This window comes from Kitasatospora sp. NEAU-69 (assembly GCF_057158765.1).
Genome location: NZ_JBWXUE010000012.1, coordinates 51568 through 73072 on the forward strand (window position 1 = coordinate 51568; position 21505 = coordinate 73072).

13 protein-coding genes and 2 tRNA genes are annotated in these 21505 nt (G+C 72.5%); 14 read left to right on the forward strand and 1 reads right to left on the reverse strand.

Features of this window, described 5'->3' with window-relative positions:
* From kdpA to AC060L_RS15895, 6 genes are all read left to right on the forward strand, one after another.
* Nucleotides 1-1662: a potassium-transporting ATPase subunit KdpA gene (gene kdpA / locus AC060L_RS15870; RefSeq protein WP_483799387.1), complete on the forward strand. Its 1662-nt coding sequence runs from the start codon at nt 1-3 to the stop codon at nt 1660-1662.
* Nucleotides 1662-3776, forward strand: a complete 2115-nt coding sequence (gene kdpB / locus AC060L_RS15875) for a potassium-transporting ATPase subunit KdpB (protein ID WP_483799388.1) — start codon at nt 1662-1664, stop codon at nt 3774-3776. The genes kdpA and kdpB overlap by 1 nt, the downstream gene beginning before the upstream one ends.
* Before the next feature lie 20 nt (nt 3777-3796).
* Nucleotides 3797-4429, forward strand: a complete 633-nt coding sequence (gene kdpC / locus AC060L_RS15880; RefSeq protein WP_483799389.1) for a K(+)-transporting ATPase subunit C — start codon at nt 3797-3799, stop codon at nt 4427-4429.
* 143 nt (nt 4430-4572) lie between these two features.
* A complete protein-coding gene (locus AC060L_RS15885) occupies nt 4573-7131 on the forward strand; it encodes an ATP-binding protein (RefSeq protein WP_483799390.1) in 2559 nt (852 codons plus the stop codon).
* On the forward strand, nt 7128-7841 hold the full coding sequence (locus AC060L_RS15890; RefSeq protein ID WP_483799391.1) for a response regulator: 714 nt from the start codon (nt 7128-7130) through the stop codon (nt 7839-7841). The genes AC060L_RS15885 and AC060L_RS15890 overlap by 4 nt, the downstream gene beginning before the upstream one ends.
* Nucleotides 7842-8131: 290 nt before the next feature.
* Nucleotides 8132-9676 carry a hypothetical protein gene (locus AC060L_RS15895; RefSeq protein WP_483799392.1) on the forward strand — a complete coding sequence of 515 codons (1545 nt, stop codon included), beginning with the start codon at nt 8132-8134 and terminating at the stop codon, nt 9674-9676.
* A gap of 48 nt (nt 9677-9724) precedes the next feature.
* Here the strand turns inward: AC060L_RS15895 and AC060L_RS15900 are convergent, their stop codons facing one another.
* Entirely contained in the window at nt 9725-11239 is a 1515-nt protein-coding gene (locus tag AC060L_RS15900; protein ID WP_483799393.1) for an amidohydrolase family protein, read from the reverse strand.
* Between the two features lie 318 nt (nt 11240-11557).
* On the opposite strand from AC060L_RS15900, the gene AC060L_RS15905 reads away from it, so the two are divergent.
* From AC060L_RS15905 to AC060L_RS15940, 8 genes are all read left to right on the forward strand, one after another.
* Nucleotides 11558-11630 (forward strand) — tRNA-Thr (locus AC060L_RS15905).
* A 40-nt stretch (nt 11631-11670) separates the two neighbouring features.
* Nucleotides 11671-11743: transfer RNA gene (locus AC060L_RS15910), tRNA-Met, on the forward strand.
* A gap of 83 nt (nt 11744-11826) precedes the next feature.
* The gene (rpmG, locus tag AC060L_RS15915; protein ID WP_006604855.1) at nt 11827-11991 is read left to right on the forward strand and encodes a 50S ribosomal protein L33; all 165 of its coding nucleotides are present in this window, start codon (nt 11827-11829) and stop codon (nt 11989-11991) included.
* Nucleotides 11992-12114: 123 nt separating this feature from the next.
* Nucleotides 12115-12576 carry an FAS1-like dehydratase domain-containing protein gene (locus tag AC060L_RS15920; RefSeq protein ID WP_483799394.1) on the forward strand — a complete coding sequence of 154 codons (462 nt, stop codon included), beginning with the start codon at nt 12115-12117 and terminating at the stop codon, nt 12574-12576.
* A gap of 2 nt (nt 12577-12578) precedes the next feature.
* Entirely contained in the window at nt 12579-13001 is a 423-nt protein-coding gene (locus AC060L_RS15925) for a MaoC family dehydratase (RefSeq protein ID WP_483799395.1), read from the forward strand.
* 706 nt (nt 13002-13707) lie between these two features.
* Nucleotides 13708-13983, forward strand: a complete 276-nt coding sequence (locus AC060L_RS15930) for an acyl carrier protein (protein WP_483799396.1) — start codon at nt 13708-13710, stop codon at nt 13981-13983.
* On the forward strand, nt 13973-14839 hold the full coding sequence (locus AC060L_RS15935) for a thioesterase domain-containing protein (RefSeq protein WP_483799397.1): 867 nt from the start codon (nt 13973-13975) through the stop codon (nt 14837-14839). Before AC060L_RS15930 ends, AC060L_RS15935 begins: the two co-directional genes overlap by 11 nt.
* A gap of 15 nt (nt 14840-14854) precedes the next feature.
* Nucleotides 14855-21481 carry an SDR family NAD(P)-dependent oxidoreductase gene (locus AC060L_RS15940; RefSeq protein ID WP_483799398.1) on the forward strand — a complete coding sequence of 2209 codons (6627 nt, stop codon included), beginning with the start codon at nt 14855-14857 and terminating at the stop codon, nt 21479-21481.
* Nucleotides 21482-21505: the final 24 nt, after the last annotated feature.

The following is a 21505-nucleotide window of genomic DNA, read 5'->3' on the forward strand; positions in this document are numbered from 1 at the left end:
ATGAGCTCCACTCTCGCGGGCTGGCTGCAAGCCCTCGCCCTGGTGGGTGCGCTGGCCCTCTGCTACCGCCCTCTGGGCGACTACATCGCCAGGCTCCTCACCACCGCCAAGCACCTGAAGGCCGAGCGCGGCCTCTACAAGGTCATCGGGGTCGACGGTGACGCCGACCAGCGCTGGCCGTCGTACCTGCGCTCGCTGCTGGCCTTCTCGGCCGTCTCGGTCCTCTTCCTCTACCTGCTGCAGCGGATCCAGAACCACCTGATGCTCAGCCTCGGCTTCAAGGCCGTCGGCTCGCACGCCGCCTGGAACACCGCGATCTCGTTCGTGACGAACACGAACTGGCAGGACTACTCCGGCGAAGCCACCATGGGCCACGTGGTCCAGATGGCCGGCCTCGCGGTGCAGAACTTCGTCTCCGCCGCGGTGGGCATCGCGGTCGTCGCGACGCTGATCCGGGGCTTCACGCGCAGCAAGACCGACCGGGTCGGCAACTTCTGGGTGGACCTCACCCGGATCTGCCTGCGCCTGCTGCTGCCGATCTCGATCGTCTTCGCGCTGGTCCTGGTGGCCAACGGCGTGATCCAGAACTTCCACGGCTTCCACGACCTGACCACGCTCGGCGGCGACACCCAGTCGATCCCCGGCGGCCCGGTCGCCTCGCAGGAGGTCATCAAGGAGCTGGGCACCAACGGTGGCGGCTTCTTCAACGCCAACTCGGCGCACCCGTTCGAGAACCCGACCGGCTTCACGAACTGGCTGGAGATCTTCCTGCTGCTGGTGATCCCGTTCGCGCTGCCCCGCACCTTCGGCAAGATGGTCAAGGACAACCGCCAGGGTTACGCGATCGTCTCCGTGATGGGCATCTTCTGGACGGCCTCGGTCGCGCTGATGACCTTCTTCGAGACGCACGCCAGTGGCGTGGCGCTGAAGGCGGCCGGCGCGGCGATGGAGGGCAAGGAGGTCCGCTTCGGGCCCTGGGCCACCGCGCTCTTCGCCTCCTCGACGACGCTGACCTCGACCGGTGCGGTGGACGGCGCGCACGACTCGCTCACCCCCGGCGGCGGCGGTGTCGCGATGTTCGACATGATGCTCGGCGAGATCGCGCCCGGCGGTACCGGCTCCGGCCTGTACGGCATGCTGGTGCTGGCCATCGTGGCCGTCTTCGTCGCCGGTCTGATGGTCGGCCGCACGCCCGAGTACCTGGGCAAGAAGCTGGGCGGGCGGGAGATGAAGTTCGCCTCCCTCTACATCCTCACCACCCCCGTGATCGTGCTGGTCGGCACCGGCCTGGCGATGGCGCTGGGCGGTGAACGGGCCGCCATGGGCAACACCGGCGCGCACGGCTTCTCCGAAGTGCTCTACGCCTTCACCTCCGCGGCGAACAACAACGGGTCCGCGTTCGGCGGCCTGACGGTGACCTCGCCCTGGTGGGACACCGCGCTCGGCCTCGCGATGGTCTTCGGCCGCTTCCTGCCGATCATCTTCGTGCTGGCGCTGGCGGGCTCGCTCGCCCAGCAGCAGCCGGTCCCCGCCACCAAGGGCACCCTGCCCACTCACAAGCCGCTCTTCGTGGGCCTTCTCTCGGGCGTCGTCCTGATCGTGGTCGGCCTCACCTACTTCCCGGCCCTGGCTCTCGGGCCGATCGCGGAAGGTCTGCACTGATGTCCTCGACCCTTACTCCCGTCCCCACCGATCCGGCTGAGGCTCAAGCGCACCCGCACCGCGTCTCGTCCGGCCTGCTCGACCCCAAGCTGATCGTCGCCTCCCTCCCGGACGCGTGCAAGAAGCTCGACCCGCGGGTCATGATCAAGAACCCGGTCATGTTCGTGGTCGAGGTCGGGTCGGTGGTCACCACCATCGACGCGATCGCCAAGCCCTCGGTCTTCGCCTGGGCGATCACCGTCTGGCTCTGGCTGACCGTGATCTTCGCGAACCTGGCCGAGGCCGTCGCGGAGGGCCGCGGCAAGGCGCAGGCCGAGACGCTGCGCCGCACCAAGACCGAGACCAAGGCCCGCCGGCTGCTCGACTGGCCCGCCTCGCAGGCCGAGGAGGAGGTGGCCGGCACCGAGCTGCGGCTCGGCGACCACGTGGTGATCGAGGCCGGCGAGATCATCCCCGGCGACGGCGACGTCGTCGAGGGTGTGGCCAGCGTGGACGAGTCGGCGATCACCGGCGAGTCCGCACCGGTGATCCGCGAGTCCGGTGGCGACCGCTCGGCGGTCACCGGTGGCACCAAGGTGCTCTCCGACCGGATCGTGGTGAAGATCGCCTCCGAGCCCGGCAAGTCGTTCATCGACCGGATGATCGCGCTGGTCGAGGGCGCCTCGCGGCAGAAGACGCCGAACGAGATCGCGCTGAACATCCTGCTCGCCTCGCTGACCATCGTCTTCCTGGTCACCGTCGCCGCGCTGCAGCCGATGGCCGCGTTCGCCGGCGCCCCGCAGACCCTGATCGTGCTGGTCTCGCTGGTCGTCGCGCTGATCCCGACCACGATCGGCGCGCTGCTCTCGGCGATCGGCATCGCCGGCATGGACCGCCTGGTGCAGCGCAACGTGCTCGCCATGTCCGGCCGCGCCGTCGAGGCCGCCGGCGACGTCAACACGCTGCTGCTCGACAAGACCGGCACGATCACCCTGGGCAACCGCCAGGCCGCCGAGTTCCTGCCCTCCCAGGGCATCGAGATCGGCGAGCTCGCGGACGCCGCCCAGCTCTCCTCGCTGGCCGACGAGACGCCCGAGGGCCGCTCGATCGTGGTCCTCGCCAAGGCCGAGTACGGCCTGCGGGCCCGCGCCCAGGGCGAGCTCGCGCACGCCACCTGGGTCCCGTTCACCGCCCAGACCCGGATGTCCGGGGTCGATCTGGAGGAGAGCGACGGCGTCCACTCGGTGCGCAAGGGCGCGGCCGGCTCGGTCATCCGCTGGGTCACCGAGAACGGCGGCACGGTCGGCGCCGACGTCACCGAGCTGGTGGACGGCATCTCGGCCGCCGGTGGCACGCCGCTGCTGGTGGCGAGCCGGATCGCGGACAAGCCCGCCCGCGCCCTCGGGGTGATCTACCTCAAGGACGTGGTCAAGGAGGGCATGAAGGAGCGCTTCGACGAGCTCCGCCGGATGGGCATCAAGACCATCATGATCACCGGTGACAACCCGCTGACCGCCCGGGCGATCGCGGAGGAGGCCGGCGTGGACGACTTCCTCGCCGAGGCCACGCCCGAGGACAAGATGGCGCTGATCAAGAAGGAGCAGGAGGGTGGCAAGCTGGTCGCGATGACCGGCGACGGCACCAACGACGCTCCGGCGCTGGCCCAGGCCGACGTGGGTGTGGCGATGAACACCGGCACCATGGCGGCCAAGGAGGCCGGCAACATGGTGGACCTGGACTCCAACCCCACCAAGCTGATCGAGATCGTCGAGATCGGCAAGCAGCTCCTGATCACCCGTGGCGCGCTGACCACCTTCTCGATCGCCAACGACGTCGCGAAGTACTTCGCGATCATCCCGGCGATGTTCGCCAGCGTGTACCCGGGCCTGAAGCACCTCAACATCATGGGTCTGCACAGCCCGACCTCGGCGATCACCTCGGCGATCATCTTCAACGCCCTGGTCATCATCGGCCTGATCCCGCTCGCCCTGCGCGGTGTGAAGTACCGTCCTTCGGACGCCAGCTCGCTGCTCGCCCGCAACATCGGGGTCTACGGCATCGGCGGTCTGATCGTGCCGTTCATCGGCATCAAGCTGATCGACCTGGTCGTCCAGTTCATCCCCGGCCTGCGCTGAGAAACGGAGGAAAAGCTCTCATGTCCAAGCCACTGCCCACCTCCGTCCGTACCCACCTCTCCGCGCTGCGGATGCTCCTGGTGATGACGGTGATCCTCGGGATCGCCTACCCGCTGCTGGTGACCGGGATCAGCCAGGTCGCGTTCACCCAGAAGGCGAACGGCTCGATCGTCAAGTCCGCCGACGGCAAGGAGATCGGCTCCAGCCTGCTGGGCCAGAACTACAACCTGCCGAAGAAGGACCCGAACGACCCGAAGGAGCAGGCGCAGCCGGACCCGAAGTGGTTCCAGCCGCGGCCCTCCGCGGCGGGCTACGACCCGCACGGCTCGTCCGCGACCAACCTGGGCCCGAACAGCGACACGCTGCTCAAGTCGGTCAACGACACCCGGGCCGCCGTCGCCGCCTTCGACGGCGTGGACCCGGCGAGCGTGCCGGCCGACGCGGTCACCTCCTCCGGCTCCGGCCTCGACCCGCACATCTCGGTGGCCTACGCCGACGAGCAGGTCGCCCGGGTGGCCAAGGCCCGCGGCGTCTCGGCGGACGCGGTCAAGGCGCTGGTCGGCAAGTACACCGAGAGCCGCTCGGCCGGCTTCCTCGGTGACCCCGGCGTCAACGTCGTACTGCTCAACAGGGCTGTCAGCGAGCTGAAGTGACAGACCATCAGATGTAACCGGACCGGCTCGTACGGGGAGTGCCCCGCACGAGCCGGTCCGGCCTGTCTCCGCAACACCCTGTCTCCGTAACACCCTGTCTCCGCCCACTGTTCAGACACCATTTCGCGAAGAGAGAAGCCCTGATGGCTCGCGATCTCGCCTCCGGCACCCCTCCCCGGCGCGGCCGGCTGCGGGTGTACCTCGGCTCGGCCCCCGGCGTAGGCAAGACCTACCGGATGCTGGACGAGGCCAGGCGCAGACAGGAGCGCGGGGCGGAGGTCGTGGTCGGCTACATCGAGTGCCACGGCCGCAAGCACACCGAGCACATGCTGGAGGGCCTGGACGTCATCCCCCGGCTGCACCGCACCTACCGCGGTACCGAGTTCACCGAGATGGACGTGGACGCCGTGCTGGCCCGCCGCCCCGAGGTGGTGCTGGTGGACGAGCTCGCGCACACCAACATCCCCGGTGGGCGCAACGCCAAGCGCTGGCAGGACGTCGACGAGCTGCTGGCGGCCGGACTGGACGTGATCACCACGGTCAACATCCAGCACCTGGAGAGCCTCAACGACGTCGTGCAGAAGATCACCGGCACCCCGCAGCGGGAGACCGTGCCGGACGAGGTGGTCCGCCGGGCCGACCAGATCGAGCTCGTCGACATGGCCCCGCAGGCGCTGCGCCGCCGGATGGCGCACGGCAACGTCTACAAGGCCGAGAAGGTGGACGCCGCCCTCTCCAACTACTTCCGGGTGGGCAACTTGACGGCGCTGAGGGAGCTGGCCCTGCTCTGGGTGGCCGGCCGGGTGGACGAGGGCCTGCGCGACTACCGGGCCCAGCACAACATCGACCGGGTCTGGGAGACCCGTGAGCGGGTGGTGGTCGCGCTCACCGGCGGCCCGGAGGGCGAGACGCTGATCCGCCGCGCCGCCCGGATCGCCGACCGCACCGCGGCCGGCCAGGTGCTGGCCGTGCACATCACCCGCAGCGACGGCCTGGCCGGTGCCTCGCCCGCCGCGCTGGCCAACCAGCGCCGCCTGGTCGAGTCGCTGGGCGGCAGCTACCACGTGGTGGTCGGCGACGACATCCCCACCGCGCTGCTCGGCTTCGCCCGCGCCAACGACGCCACCCAGCTGGTGCTCGGCACCAGCCGGCGCGGCCGGATCACCCGCTTCCTGACCGGCCCGGGCATCGGCGAGACCACCGTCGACCTGTCCGAGGACATCGACGTCCACATGGTCACCCACGAGTTCACCGGGCGCGGCCGGCTGCTGCCCAGCCTGGGCCGGCGGCACTCGCGCGGGCGCACGGTGGCCGGTTTCACCTCCGGCCTGCTGCTGCCGTTCGCGCTGACCGGTCTGCTCTCCCAGCTGCACCACACGCTCAACCTGACCACCGACGCGCTGCTCTTCCAGCTCGGCGTGGTCGCGGTCGCGCTGCTCGGCGGCGCGGCCTCGGCGCTGATCGCCTCGCTGATCGCCTCACTGCTGCTCAACTACTACTTCATCCCGCCGGTGCACACCTTCACCATCGGCGAGCCGAACAACGTGATCGCGCTGCTGGTCTTCGCGATGGTCGCGCTGACCGTCTCCACCGTGGTGGACCGGGCCACCAGACTGACCGGACGGGCCGCCCGGGCGACCGCCGAGGCGGAGACGCTCAGCGCGCTGGCCGGCACGGTGCTGCGCAGCCGGGAGGCCGCCCCGGGCAGCGGCGGATCGGCGATCCCGACCCTGCTGGAGCACTCCCGCAACACCTTCGGGCTGGACTCGGTCGCGCTGCTCTCCCGGGAGACCCGCGAGGCGATCGCCCGCAGCGACGCCTCCGGCGCGGTCACCGCCGATCCGGAGGTGACCGAGATCCCGGTCGGCTCCGACGCGCTGCTGATCCTGACCGGCCGCCGGATGCCGGCCGACGAGCAGCGGGTGCTCGCCGCGTTCGCCGCGCACGTGGCCGCCGCACTCGAACGCGACCGGCTCGCCGCGGTGGCCGCCGAGGTCGAGCCGATCAAGGCCGCCGACAAGATGCGCACCGCGCTGCTCGCCGCGGTCAGCCACGACCTGCGCACCCCGCTGGCCGCGGCGCTCGCCTCGGTCGGCTCGCTGCGCAGCCCCGACGTCGAGTTCTCGCCCGAGGACCAAGCCGAGCTGCTGGCCACCGCGGACGAGTCGCTGGTCAAGCTGAACCGCCTGGTGGACAACCTGCTGGACATGAGCCGGCTGCAAGCGGGCGCGCTCACCCTGCACCTCGCGGCCGTCCACGTGGACGACGTGCTGCCGCGCGCGCTGGACTCGCTCGCCGACCCGGACGCGCCGGTGCAGCCGCTCGACCTGGAGACGGTGCCGCCGGTGCTCGCCGACCCGCCGCTGCTGGAGCGGGTGCTGGCGAACGTGATCACCAACGCGCTGCGGCACAACGCGCCGGGCGCGCCGGTGCTGGTCAGCGCGAGCGCGCACCTGGACCAGGTGCAGATCCGGATCGCCGACCGCGGTCCGGGCATTCCGATGGCCGACCGGGACCGGGTCTTCCTGCCGTTCCAGCGCCTCGGCGACACCGACAACACCACCGGCGTGGGCCTGGGCCTGGCGCTCTCCCGCGGCCTCGCCGAGGCGATGGGCGGCACCCTGGAGGTGGAGGACACCCCCGGGGGCGGCACCACGATGCTGCTGACGCTGCCCGCCGCCGCCGAACCGGAGGGGACATGAGCCACATCCTGATCGTGGACGACGAACCACAGCTGCTCCGCGCCCTGCGGATCAACCTGACCGCCCGCGACTACGAGGTGTCCACCGCGGCGACCGCGCTGACCGCGCTGGACGTCGCCCGGCAGCACCACCCGGACGCCGTGCTGCTCGACCTCGGGCTGCCCGACCTGGACGGCGTCGAGGTGATCCACCGGCTGCGCGGCCGCGGCCAGGTCCCGATCATCGTGCTCTCCGGTCGCAGCGGCGCCGACGACAAGATCCAGGCGTTGGACGCCGGGGCCGACGACTACGTCACCAAGCCGTTCCTGATGGACGAGCTGTTCGCCCGGCTGCGCGCGGTGCTGCGCCGGCCGACCGGCGCCACGCCGGTGACCCGGGCGGTGCTGGGCGACTACCTGGTCGACCTGACCGCCGGGACGGTCGTGCGGGCCGACGGCGGGTCTGGCCCGGGGGCGGGGTCGGGGGCGGGCGCGGCCCAGGTGCGGCTGACCCCGACCGAGTGGCGGATCCTCGGGCTCCTGCTGGCCAACCCGGGCCGGCTGCTGCCCGGCCGGCAGATCCTGCGCGCGGTCTGGGGGCCCGAGCAGGAGCAGCGCGGCAACTACCTGCGGGTCTACTTCGCCGGGCTGCGCCGCAAGCTGGAGCGCGATCCGGCCCGCCCACGGCACCTGATCACCGAGCCGGGGATCGGCTACCGCTACGAGCCGTGACCCGGGCCGTTGGCGCGGGCGTTCACCGACTGTCAGGGCAGGCGCTAATGATGCGTCAAGAGATCCCCTTTGATCGCCAAGGGCGCGTAAGGACGGGCAGAATCGATCCGCCCCGGACCTAGCGTCAGTCGTGTGGAAAACGGTTCCGCTCCGCTCCGTGGGGGAGCCCGGTCATCAGCCGGGTCAGGAGCTGGACCGCGCCGGTAACGGCGGCCCCCGTCCGGGGACCGCACCGATCCGGCGGCCAGGTGATGGGGAGGGGACGCGCGGCCATGGCAGCGGGAGTCAGAGTGAAGGCGGCACCGGGGGAGAGCTCGTCGGCGGAGACGAGCTCTGGTGCTGCCGCAAGGATTCCCGCGCCGCGCGATCCCCGCGTCACCGGTGGCGCCGGCGCCACCGGCGCGGCGAAGGCGACCGGCCTGGCCGGCCGGCTGCTGAGCGCCGAGTTCTGGACCACCCCGCGCCGGGTCCGCGCGCTCACCGCGGCCTCGCTCGCGGCGCTGCTGGTCTTCGGCGGTGTCACCGCCACCGTGCTCGGCGGCGCCCGTACCGCCACCGACGGCATCGGCCACCGCAGCGCCCCGCAGGCGGTCCGGGCCGCCGACCTGTACTTCGCCCTCAGCGACATGGACGCACAGGCGGCCAACCTGCTGCTGGTCGGCGCCGACGAGGCCGACTTCGGCAAGCGCAAGGCCGTCATGGACCTCTACGACCAGCGCCGGGCGCAGGCCGACAGCGACCTGGAACAGGCCACCGAGGCGGTCTCCAACGACTCGGGCGCCCGAAAGGCGGTCAGTGCCGAGTTCGACGCCCTCGGCCAGTACGAGGCGCTGGTGGCCCGCTCCGACCTGCAGGAGTCCGAGGCCAAGGCGCTGCCCGGCAAGCCGCCGGCCGACGCGCTCGGCTCGTACCAGCAGGCCACCGACCTGTTGCGGTCCCAGCTGCTGCCCGACGCCGACCAGGTGGCCAACTCGAACGCGGCCACAGTGGACGGCAGTTACGCCACCCAGCACGCCGACCTCGGCTCCGGCTGGTGGTTCCTGCTGCTCACCGGGCTGCTCGCGCTGGCCGTCATCGCCGCGCTCCAGATCACCCTGGCGGTCCGCTACCGACGGCTGATCAGCCCGCCGCTGGTCGCGGCCGCGTTGCTCACCGTGGTCGGCCTGGGCTACGGCCTCAGCCTGGCCGGCGACGCGCAGAGCCGCCTGTACACCGCGAAGGTCCAGGCCTACGACTCGGTGATCGCGCTCGGCCGGGCCAAGGCGGTGGCCTACGACAGCAACGCCGACGAGAGCCGCTGGCTCAGCGACCAGGGCCGGGCGGGCACCTACGCGCAGGCGTTCTTCGACAAGAGCCAGCAGATCGTCAAGCTCGACAACGTGACCCCGGCCGGCTACCTGCCCGCGCTGAACCAGGCCGTCACCGCGCACCAGCGCTCGGACGGCGACGTCACCTTCGGTGGCTTCCTCGGCGACGAGCTGCGCAACATCACCTTCCCCGGCGAGCAGTCGGCGGCGAACCAGGTGCTCGCCGACTTCCGCACCTACCAGCAGGACGACGGCAAGATCCGCCAGCTCGAACAGTCCGGCCACCTCGCGGACGCGATCGCCTTCGACACCGGCACCGAACCCGGCCAGTCCGACGCCGACTTCGGCAAGCTGAGCGACTCCTTCGACCAGGTGATCGCGATCAACCAGCAGGCCTTCGCGCACGCGATCGCGCAGAGCGACGACGCGCTGGGCACCGGCGCCACCATCGCCTGCGCGCTGCTGCTGGCCGGCGCGCTGGCGCTGACGGTGATCGCGGTCCGGCCCCGGCTGCGCGAGTACCGCTGAGCTGAAGCCCGAACTGATCCCTGACGCTTCGCCAGAGCGGGTCGCCGGTTACGGCGGCCCGCTCTGGCGTGGCAGCGCCAGTGCCACGGTGTCCGCGAACTCCCGTACCGCGCTGGTGCGGGAGACCACCCGGCCGCCGTGCACCACCAGCCGGCTGTGGCCGCCGGAGAGCACCGCGGCGAGGTTCTCGCCGCGCACGGCGAGCAGTTCGGCGGGGAAGCCCGCGTCCACCCGGACCGGCGGCAGGCCCATCAGCAGCCGGGCCTGCCCGCTCACCGCCTCGTAGGCGGCCGCCGGGTCGAGCGCGCCGCCGGCCGCGAGCAGGTAGGCGGCCTCCAGCGGATCGGCCCGGCCGACCGGGTTCGCCGCGTCCCGCAGTGCCCCGCTGCCGGCCGCGAGCGGCACCTGGCCCTCGGTCAACTCACGCACCGTCGACGGGCTGAGCCCGCTCGGCCGCCCGCCGCCGCAGCCGCCGCAGGAACCGTTCTGCGGCAGGCAGACCACCCGGACGCCGGCCTCCCGCAGCGCGGCCGCGGAGCCGGGCGGCAGCAGGTCGCACGGGCCGAGCGCGGCCCGGGGGCCGAACGGCGCGAGCGCTGCCGCGAGCCGGGTCAGCAGCGCCGGGTCGGCGCCACGCAGGTGCAGGTCGATCGGGCAGTCGAACTCGCGCGCCGCGGCCAGCACCGCCGCCAGGTGGCCGACCGGGTCCGGGTCGAGCTCGGGAGCGCCGCCCACGGCGTCCGCACCGAGCCGCAGCGCCTCGCGCAGCCGGGCCCGGCCCGCAGGGCCGTCCGGGCCGGTCAGCGGCCCGGGAACGGCCACTGCCTGGAGCTCGGCGAGTCCGCGCAGCGCCTGCCGCGCGGCGAGCACCGCCTCCAGCGGGCGCAGCCCGGCCGGGCCGTCGATCCGCACGTGGGTGCGCTGCGCGGTGGCGCCGTAGCCGAGCGAGCTCAGCGCGGCCTCGGTCACCCGGCGGACCAGGGCGCGCCGGTCGGCCGGCGGGTCCTGCGGGTCGGACCCGTCCGGCTGCGGGTCGGGGGTGCCGGTGAACGCCGTCTCGTGGTGCGCGTGCGGCTCGGCCGGTGCGGGCAGCAGCAGGTAGCCGGTCAGGTCGATCCGGGCGCCGGCCGCGACGGCGGGCCCGTCCGTCTCGCCGGGGCCCAGGTGGCCCGCCACGCTGCCGGGCGGGAGCGCGGAGCGCGGCAGCGGGCCGAGGCTCCCGGTGGTGCCGACGGCCTGGATCCGGTCGCCGCTGATCCGCACGTCCACCACCCGGCCGTCGGGCAGCCGGGCGCCGCTGAGCAGGAGCACCGGGCCGTGGCCGAGCGGGTTGCCGCTGCCGGTACCGCCGGCGCCGGAGGCTCCGGAGCCGGCGGCGCCGCGGGCGCCCGCACCGGAGGCCGTCGAGCCGGAGCCGGTCGGCGCGGACTCGCCCGCGCCTTGCTCACCGGACCCCTGCCCGCCCGCGCCCTGCTCGCCCGCGCCGTGCTCACCGGGCTGCTGCTCGCCGCCGGTCGGCCGGCCGGGGGGTGGGTCGTCCTGGGGTGTGCTGTCCGCGCTCATCGGCCCGCTCCTCCCGTCCGGCTCCAGGGCGGTGCCGGTGCGGCGCCGGTCCCGCGCCCCCGAAAGATCACTGGCGGCCGAGCCTATGGTCAGCGCGGGCGCGGAGCCGGGAGGCTCGCTGGCACCGGGCCGCCGCCGGGCCCGCACCTGCCCGCCACCACCCCGGCACCACCCCGCGTGGGCAGGCCGAGCGGAGATCGAACGGGAGGCCTGGGACCGCCCGTCCGTACGGGCCCGCCGACCTGGGATCTTGCCGCTCGGATACGGATTTCACCTCTGGCTCGGAACCGTGTAATCTCTTCCTCGTTCGACCGGTTCGCCCCTATAGCTCAGTCGGTAGAGCGTCTCCATGGTAAGGAGAAGGTCTGCGGTTCGATTCCGCATGGGGGCTCTGATGGACGGTCCTCGCTTCGGCGAGGTCTGGTCGTCAAAGCGGTGTAGCTCAGTTGGTAGAGCAAGCGGCTCATAATCGCTGTGTCACCGGTTCAAGTCCGGTCACCGCTACCCCGCGTAGTCGGTCGGGAGGTCGAACTCCCGATCGGCTACTCTTGTTGTGTCATCATTCATTGTCCCAGGAAGGCACTCCCGTGGCTGCCACCGATGTCCGCCCGAAGATCACGCTGGCCTGCGTGGAGTGCAAGGAGCGGAACTACATCACCAAGAAGAACCGGCGTAACGACCCGGACCGTCTTGAGATGAAGAAGCACTGCCCCCGCTGCAACTCGCACACCGCGCACCGCGAGACCCGCTGACCATCCAGGTCACCGTGGGTCCTGTGTGAGCACAGGTCATGAACTTCAGGCCGTACCCCTCCGGGGTGCGGCCTGAAGTCGTATCTGCACATCTGCACAAGCGAACTGAGGAGCACGTAGTCCATGGCGCTCGACCCCTCCTTCATCGGGCGGACGTACCCGCCCACCGAGCCCTACGAGGTCGGCCGGGAGAAGATCCGCGAGTTCGCCGTCGCGGTCGGGGACGCCCACCCGGCGTACACCGACCCCGAGGCGGCGAAGGCGCTCGGTCACCCGGACGTGATCGCGCCGCCGACCTTCCCGTTCCTGATCGGCTACGCCTCGGCCGGACAGGTCGTCGAGGACGCCGAGCTCGGGCTGGACTTCAGCCGGGTGGTGCACGGCGACCAGAAGTTCGTCTACACCCGCCCGGTGCGGGCCGGCGACCGGCTGAGCTCGACCGTGACGATCGACAACATCAAGTCGCTGGCCGGCAACGACGTGCTGACCGTGCGTGCCGAACTGGCGCAGGAGAGCGGCGAGCACGTTGTGACGTGCATCATCACCCTGGTCGCCCGCGCGGCCACCGAAGAGGCGGGGGAGTGACCATGGCTGTCAGCTTCGACGAGGTCGAGGTCGGGACCGAACTGCCCGCCCAGTCCTTTCCGGTGACCCGCGCCACACTGGTCCGCTACGCGGGCGCCTCGGGCGACTTCAACCCGATCCACTGGAACGAGAAGTTCGCCCGCGAGGTCGGCCTGCCCGACGTCATCGCCCACGGCATGTTCACCATGGCCGAGGCGGTCCGGGTGATCACCGACTGGACCGGCGACCCGGGCTCGCTGGTCGAGTACGGCGTGCGGTTCACCCGCCCGGTCCCGGTGCCGAACGACGAGACCGGCGCCGTGATCGAGGTCACCGGCAAGGTCGCCGCGCTGCTGGAGGACCGGCGGGTCCGGGTGGACCTGACGGTCACCAGCGGCGGGCAGAAGGTGCTCGGCATGTCCCGCGCGGTGGTGCAGCTCGGCTGACCGCCGCTGTTCCCGTACGGCCCTGGCGCCGCTCCCGGAGTTCTTCCGGGGGCGGCGCTTTCGCGTGCACAGGATCCTCGCCGCACGCCGCTTTGGCTACGGGTATACGAAGCAAGAACGCTGTTCGAGTGGGGAATTCCGGCGGTGTCCGCAGTCGGTTGCCGGGGTGGTCGCCGTGGGAATCCGGTCGGCCCGGTTCCGCATCCCGGGTCGGAGCGGCGGTCTCCGCTCCGGATTCGGCACCTGACGTGCATCTGGACTTGGTGACAGATTGTCAGTTCCGGCGATTCACCGCGATTGTGACCGCGCGGTCGTGCGAACAGTCAAATAGTGTGTTGGCCAAGCGAGTTGTGTTTCCCTACTGGATGCTTGCGCAGTCTGTTCGGGCTCGCGTACGGTCCTGCCCCAGAAGCGAGACAGCTCGCCTCCCGGACCTCCACCGGGTGAGCGGTACCGGGCCGTGCGGCGCCCGGACCGGCGCACCCAAGGGCCCGGCTCCGTTCATTCCAGTTCATTCCCCTCCCTCTTGTCCCAATTTCCGGGCCCTGTTCGGCCGTGCCGTCGTCGTGCCCGGAAACGGCTTCGCGATGCCCTGATCCGTGGAACGTACGCATTCCGACGGCCGGTATATCGCACCGAAAATCCAAGCTTCACAGGACTATTCCAGCCGGCCCGCACAGGGCCGATGATCGGGAAGGACCGTCCCGTGTCCGTAGTGTCAGCGGCCGAGGCCCAGCAGTGGCTGATCGAGAAGATCGCCCATCGTCTCGGGGTGCCGCAGAGCGAGGTCGCGCCGGAGCAGTACTTCGACGAACTGGACCTCGATTCCACCGAGGCCCTCATCCTGGCCGGCGAGATGGAGAGCTGGCTCGGCTTCGAGCTGGGCACCACCACGCTCTGGTACCACCCGACGATCAAGGACCTCGCCGCGTACATCGCGGAGGAGTCCACTGCCCGAGCCGAGGGCAGCCATGCGGCGTAATCCGGGCCCGGCGGCCGTGCACCGGCTGCGGGCCGCGCGGCCCGGGCAGGGCACGGTCCACCTGGTGCACCCCGGTGCGCTGGCCGCCGCCGTGCACCACACGCTGGCGGCCGCGCTGCCGGAGGGCGTCGGGCTCACCGTCCTCGACCTGTCCGGACTGCCCGACTACTGGGAGGCCGCGCTCACCGGTGGCCGGGCCGAGACCACCGTCGAGGCGCTGGCCGGCCGGCTGCTCACGGTGCTCGCCGAGGAGTGGGACGGCGGTCCGTACACGCTGGCCGGCTGGTCGTTCGGCGGGGTGGTGGCGCAGGCGATGGTCGAGCGGCAGCCCGTCGTGGAGCGCCCGGCCAGGCTGGTGCTGCTGGACAGCATCGCTCCCGTCGCGGAGTACCAGCAGCCCGATGATGCGCTCCAACCCGCTTTGCTGCTGGGCTGGTTCGCGATGTACCTGGGTGCCAAGCGGGGCCGTCCGGTGCTGCCGGACCCGGCCCGGCTGGCCGGCAGCGGCACCGAGGACGGGCTGCTGCTGGTGCTGGACGCGGCGGTGGCGAGCGGGGCGCTGCCGGCCGACACCCCGCTGCCGGGACTGCGCAAGCTCTACGACACGTACGTCGACGGCCTGCTGCGCAACAACCGGCTGACCGCGCCCTACCGCCCGGTGCCCGCCAGCGTGCCGCTGGTGCTGGTCACCGCCGAGCGCGGCCTGCTGCCTGGCGACCGCACGCTCGGCTGGGAGCCGCTCGCACCGCGCGGTCTCGAACTCCACCAGAGCCCGGGCGACCACTACACGATGCTCATCCGACCCGACGCCGCGGCCATGATCGCGCGCCTGGTCCACCCGGCCGAGTGCCGCTGACGCAGGAGCCCTGCCGTGAACGAATCCCTCAAGCCCCCGTCCCCCGACGACGACCCGACGCACGATTCCACGCACGATGCCACGTACGACCGCGAGCTGGACAGACGGCTCGCGCGCAACCCGATCGCCATCGTCGGCCTCTCCGCCCTGTATCCCAAGTCCCGTGACCTGCGGGAGTTCTGGGGCAACGTGGTGGCCGCGGCCGACTGCATCGAGGACGTCCCGAGCACGCACTGGGACGTCGCCGAGCACTACGACCCGGACCCGTCCGCGCCGGACAAGACCTACGCCAGGCGCGGCGGCTTCATCCCGCAGGTCCCGTTCAACCCGATGGAGTTCGGCCTGCCGCCGACCACCCTCGAAGTCACCGACGTGCTCCAGCTGCTCAGCCTGGTGGTCGCCCGCGACGTGCTCAAGGACGCGGGCGCGCAGGGGAGTTGGTACCGCCCCGAGCGGACCGGCGTGGTGCTCGGGATCACCGGCGCCAACCAGCTGACCCAGCCGCTCTCGGCGCGCCTGCAGACGCCGGTGCTCAAGGAGGTGGTGCGCAGCTGCGGGCTCTCCGAGCGGGACGCCGAGGAGATCGCCGAGAAGTTCAAGCTGGCCTTCGCGCCCTGGGAGGAGAACTCCTTCCCCGGCATGCTCGGCAACGTGGTGGCCGGCCGGATCGCCAACCGGCTGGACCTCGGCGGCACCAACATGACGATCGACGCGGCCTGCGCCAGCTCGCTCGCGGCGACCAAGGCCGCGGTCAGCGAGCTGCTGGAGGGCCGGGCCGACACGATGCTGGCCGGCGGCTGCGACGCCGAGAACACCATCTTCATGTACCTCTGCTTCAGCAAGACCCCGGCCTTCTCGAAGGTCGGCCGGATCCGCCCGTTCGACAAGGACGCGGACGGCACGCTGATCGGTGAGGGCATCGGGATGCTGGCGCTGCGCCGGCTCGCCGACGCCGAGCGGGACGGCAACGAGATCTACGCGGTGATCCGCGGCATCGGCACCTCCAGCGACGGGCGGTTCAAGTCCATCTACGCCCCGCGCAAGGAGGGCCAGATGGTCGCGCTGCGCCGCGCGTACGAGGACGCCGACTGCTCGCCGGCCGGCGTCGAGCTCTTCGAGGCGCACGGCACCGGCACCGCGGTCGGCGACGCGACCGAGCTCGCCGCGCTCGCCGCTGTGGTCGGCGAGAGCACCGGGGAGCGGCGGTTCGCGGCCGTCGGCAGCGTGAAGTCGCAGATCGGGCACACCAAGGCGGCGGCCGGCGCGGCCGGCATGATCAAGCTCGCGCTCGCGCTGCACCACAAGCTGCTGCCGCCCACCATCAACGTCGACGAGCCGAACCCGGCGATCGACTTCGAGACCGGCCCGTTCTACGTCAACACCGAGAGCCGGCCGTGGATCAAGCACCCGGAGCGGCCCGAGCGCCGGGCGGCGATCTCGTCCTTCGGCTTCGGCGGCACCAACTTCCACTTCGTGCTGGCGGAGCACGGCGAGGGCGAGGACCTGCGGGTGCTCTTCCCGGTCGCCCGGGTGCACCTGTGGCACGCGCCGGACGCCGCCGCGCTGTCGGCGCTGCTCGACTCCGGTGCGCCGGCCACCGAGGGGCCGGTGCCGGCCGGGCACGCCAGGGTGGCGCTCGCGGCCCGGGGCGACGAGGAGGCGGCGCAGCTGCGCGCGCTCGCCGTCGAGCAGCTGCGGGCGCAGCCCGAGGCGGCCGACTGGGCGCACCCGAAGGGCGTCTGGTACCGCCGCCGGGCGGCCGACACCGGGCTGGTCGGCGCGCTCTTCGCCGGTCAGGGCAGCCAGTACGTCAACCTCGGGCACCGCGCGGTGCTCGCGCTGCCGCCGCTGCGCGCGGCTTTCGACGAGGCCAACCGGCAGTTCCCCGGCACCGGGGCGCTGGGCCGGGCCGCCTTCCCGCCGCCGGCCTTCGACGCGGCCGGGCGGGCCGCGCAGGAGGAGGAGCTGCGCCGCACCGAGCACGCGCAGCCCGCGATCGGCGCGCTGGCCGTCGGCCAGTTCCGCTACCTGAGCGAGCTGGGCTTCACCGCCGACGGCCACCTCGGCCACAGTTTCGGTGAGTTGACCGCGCTCTGGGCCGCCGGTGCGCTGGCCGACGACGCCTTCTTCGCGCTCGCCCGGGCGCGTGGCTCGGCGATGGCGCCGCCGGCCGATCCCGGCTTCGATGCGGGTGCGATGGCCGCGATCTCCGCCGACGATGGGGTGGTTGCCGAACTGCTGCTCGGCTACCCGGAGTTGACGGTCTGCAACCGCAATGCTGCGGACCAGATCGTGGTCGGCGGCGCGACCGAGGCGGTGCAGCGGCTGGTCGCCGCGGCGCCCGAGGGCGTCCGGATCAGCCGGCTGCCGGTCTCGGCGGCCTTCCACACGCCGTTCGTGGCGCACGCGCTGGACCGGTTCCGGGCGGCCGTGGAGCTGGTCGAGGTGGCCGCGCCGAAGGCTGCGGTGTACGCCAACACGCCTGGTGCGACGTATGGTTCGGACCTCGCGGTGAACCGTGCGGTGCTCGCCGAGCAGCTGGTCAACCCGGTGCACTTTGCCGAGCGGGTCGAGCAGATGTACGCCGCCGGGCACCGGACCTTCGTCGAGTTCGGGCCGCAGGGCGTGCTGACCAGGCTGGTCCGCCGGATCCTCGGCGACCGGCCGCACCACGCCGTCCAGCTGGACGGCGGCCCGGGTGCCGACGCCGACCTTGCGATGAAGCGAGCCGTCGCCCAACTCGCGATGCTGGGGCTGCCGTTGCAGACCAGTGACCGGTACGTCGCGGAGCCGGTGGTGGAGCAGCCGAGCAAGGGCATGACGGTTGCGCTGAACGGCATCAACTACGTCTCCGAGCCGCGAAAGGCGGCCTACCGGGAGGCGCTGGAGAACGGCTACCGGGTCGCGCTGCCGGCGGCTGCCGCTGCTTCCGTTCTCTCCGCTGTGCCCGTTCTCCCCGATGGCCCCGTTTCCCCCGATATCCCCGCTGCCGTCGAGGCCGGACCGGTGGCTCCTGCGCTGCTCCCGGTCGCTGCCCAGGCCGTCCCGTACTCCAACGCCCAGGAGGGCGCGTCCGTGGACCACGAACCCCGCACCGACGACCGGATGGCCGAGCTGATCGCCGACCACCTGGCCCTGCACGACGACTACCTCAACGGGCAGTTGCAGAGCGCCCAGCGGCTCGCCGGGCTGCTGGAGAACGCGGCCGGCCAGGGCCGGGTGGACGATGTGCTGGCCGGGGTCGCTGCGGTCAAGGAGCACGGCCTGGCGATCGGGCGGACCCACCTGCGGGCGAACGAGATCCTGCGCGACCTGGCGGCGATGGAGCTGGTGCCCGGTGCGGGTGCTGGCGCGGGTGCTGCTGCCCCTGCCGGTCCCGTTCCTGCGGCTGCTCCGGTTCAGGGGCCGGCCGCGGTGCCCGCCGTGATGCCTGCGCCGTTGCCCGCTCCGATGCCCGCTGCGGTGGCGGTCGCCGCGCCGCAGCCCGCGCCGGTCGAGCAGCCCGTGCCGCCGACCCCTGCCTCCCCGGCCGGTGTCTCGGCGGGTGAGGTGGCTGAGGCGCTGTTGGCCGTGGTGGCCCAGAAGACGGGTTACCCGGTGGAGATGCTTGAGCTGGGGATGGATGTGGAGGCGGATCTGGGGATCGACTCGATCAAGCGGGTCGAGATCCTGGGTGTGCTTTCGGAGCGGTTCCCGAGTGATGTGCAGGTGGGTCCTGAGCAGTTGGGTGAGTTGCGGACGCTCGGTCAGATCGTGGAGTTCATGGCCGGGGTGGCCGCCGAGGCGCCGGCTTCGGTCGATGCGCCCGCCTCGGTCGGTGTGTCGGCGGGTGAGGTGGCTGAGGCGTTGCTGGCTGTGGTGGCCCAGAAGACGGGCTATCCGGTGGAGATGCTTGAGCTGGGGATGGATGTGGAGGCGGATCTGGGGATCGACTCGATCAAGCGGGTCGAGATCCTGGGTGTGCTTTCGGAGCGGTTCCCGAGTGATGTGCAGATGGGTCCTGAGCAGTTGGGTGAGTTGCGGACGCTCGGTCAGATCGTCGAGTTCATGACCGGCGGTCCGGCTGCGGTCGCCGCAGCGCCTGCCGAGGCGGTTCCCGTTCCCGCGCCCAGCGCCGCTCCCGCTCCCGCTGCGCCTGCTCCCGCCGCCCGGCCCGCGCAGATCGGCCGGGCCCAGGCCGCGCTGGTCGAGCTCCCGCACCCCGACCAGCTGGTGGCCGCGTACCCGGCCGGGTCCGCCGCGCTGCTGCTGGACGACGGCGGCGAGCTCACCCCGCTGGTCGCCGAGCAGCTGCGCGCCACCGGCTGGACCGTCCGGGTGCTCCGGCTGCCCACGGTCACCCGGGTGATCGACGGCGTCGAGGACTTCCCGCTCACCGGCTGGGGCGTCACCGAGCTGGCCGAGTGCGCCGAGCGGTTCCTGGGCTCCCCGGCCGCGGGCTCGCCGGTCGCGCTGGCGGTGGCCTTCGGCACCCGCCGCGACCTGGACTGGGCCGAGGGCGTGCGCCGGCTCGGCCACGCCCTGCTGCTGGCCAAGCACCTGGTCGAGCCGCTGACCAGGGCGACCACCGCCGGTCGGGCCGGCTTCCTGACGGTGACCAGCCTCGACGGGGCCTTCGGGCTGCGCGGCGTCGCCGAGGAGCTGGTTCCGGCCGGCGGCTACGGCGGCCTGGTCAAGACGCTGGCGGTGGAGGCGCCCGAGCTGTTCTGCCGGGCCCTCGACCTGTCGCCCGAGCTGGCCCCGGCGCAGGCCGCCCGGCTGGTCCTCGCCGAGGCGCGGGACGCCTGCGCGACGCCCGTCCAGATCGGCCGGGACGGCAGGGACGGCGCCCGTCGGCTCGCGCTGACGCTCGGCGAGCACCCGCTGGCGGTCGGCCAGAGCGGCCCGATCACCCAGATCACCCCGAGCGCCTCGAACAGCGCGGCCCCCGCGCCGACCCCGGCCGACCTGCTGGTGGTCACCGGCGGAGCGCGCGGCATCACCGCCCGCTGCGTGGTGGACCTGGCCGCCGCCCACCGCCCCGGCCTGCTGCTGCTCGGCCGCACCGCGCTCGGCACCGAGCCGGACTGGGCGCACGGCATCACCGCCGAGGCCGAGCTGAAGGCCGCTGCCGTGGCCGCGCTCAAGGCGGCGGGGGAGAAGCCGACCCCGAAGCGGGTCGAGCAGCTCTACCAGGCCGTGGCCGGCGAGCGCGAGGTGCGCCGGACGCTGGCCGAGCTGAAGGCGGCCGGCAGCGAGGCCGAGTACCTGGCCTGCGACATCACCGACGCCGCCGCCACCGCCGCCGCGCTCGCGCCGTACGCCCGGCGCGTCACCGGCGTGGTGCACGGGGCCGGGGTGCTGGCCGACGCGCTGATCGCGCAGAAGCGGGCCTCCGAGATCGACCGGGTCTTCGCCGCCAAGCTCGGCGGCCTGCGCTCGGTGCTGGACGCGCTGCCGGCCGACCAGCTGCGGCACGTGCTGCTCTTCTCCTCGGTCGCCGGGTTCTTCGGCAACCAGGGCCAGTCGGACTACGCGATGGCGAACGAGGTGCTCAACGCCTGGGCCGCCTCGTTCAAGCGCCGCCACCCGCAGGCCCGGGTCTCCTCGCTCAACTGGGGCGCCTGGGACAGCGGGATGGTCTCGCCGCAGATCAAGGCGGTGTTCCGGGAGCGCGGTATCACGCTGATCCCGCAGGACGCCGGCGCGGCGCTCTTCACCGGCCAGTTCGCCCCCGAGCGCGGCGGCGACGTGGTCACCGTGCTCGGCCCGACCACCCCGCTGTCGGTGCGCGAGCAGTCGGCGCCGAGCCGGCCGGCCGTGCTGGAGCGGGAGTTGGCCGAGGTCGCGCAGGAGCCGATCGTCACCGACCACGTGATCGGCGACGCCCCGGTGCTGCCGGCGGCGCTGGCGCTCGGCTGGGCGATCGGCGCGGTCGAGCGGCTGAGCGGAGGCACGGTCCGTCAGGTGCGGGACTTCGCGGTGCACAAGGGCGTCGTCTTCGACGCCACCGCGCCGGCCCGGCTCCAGCTGGCCGCCACCCCGGCCGGCGACGGGACCACCACCGAGGTCGTGATCCGCTCGACCGGCGCGGACGGCGCGGTGCGCCCGCACTACGCGGCCGGCGTGGTGCTCGGCGCCGACCCGGCCTCGGAGCTCAACCACCCGGTGGCCGGCGGGCTGCCGACCCCGGGCCAGGGCGGCGGCCGGGACGCGAGCGGCTTCTACACCGACGGCACGCTCTTCCACCGCGCCTCCCTGCAGGGGGTGCGCCGGGTGCTGGCCGAGGACCCGTCCCGCCTGGTGCTGGAGTGCGCGCTGGCCGAGCACCGGCCGGCCGGCGGCGCCTGGGGCGGCAAGCTCTACGCGCCCGGCACCGCCGACCTGTTGCTGCAAGCCGGCCTGGTCTGGATGCGGCTCTTCAAGGAGACCGCGAGCCTGCCGCTCTCGGTGGCCCGGGCGGAGTTCCACCAGCCGCTGCCGGACGGCGAGCCGTTCCTCGTGGTGGTCGAGCCGGCTGCCGCCAACGGAGATCGGCGCAGTGGGAGCTCGGCGAGCGTGACGGTCACCGCTGTCGGCCGGGGTGGCCGGGTGCTGGCCCGGCTGACCGGTGTCAGCCTCGTCTCCACCCCGCAGCTGGCCGCCAAGTTCGTCGTCGGCTGACGACCGTATCGATCGGTCCGGTCC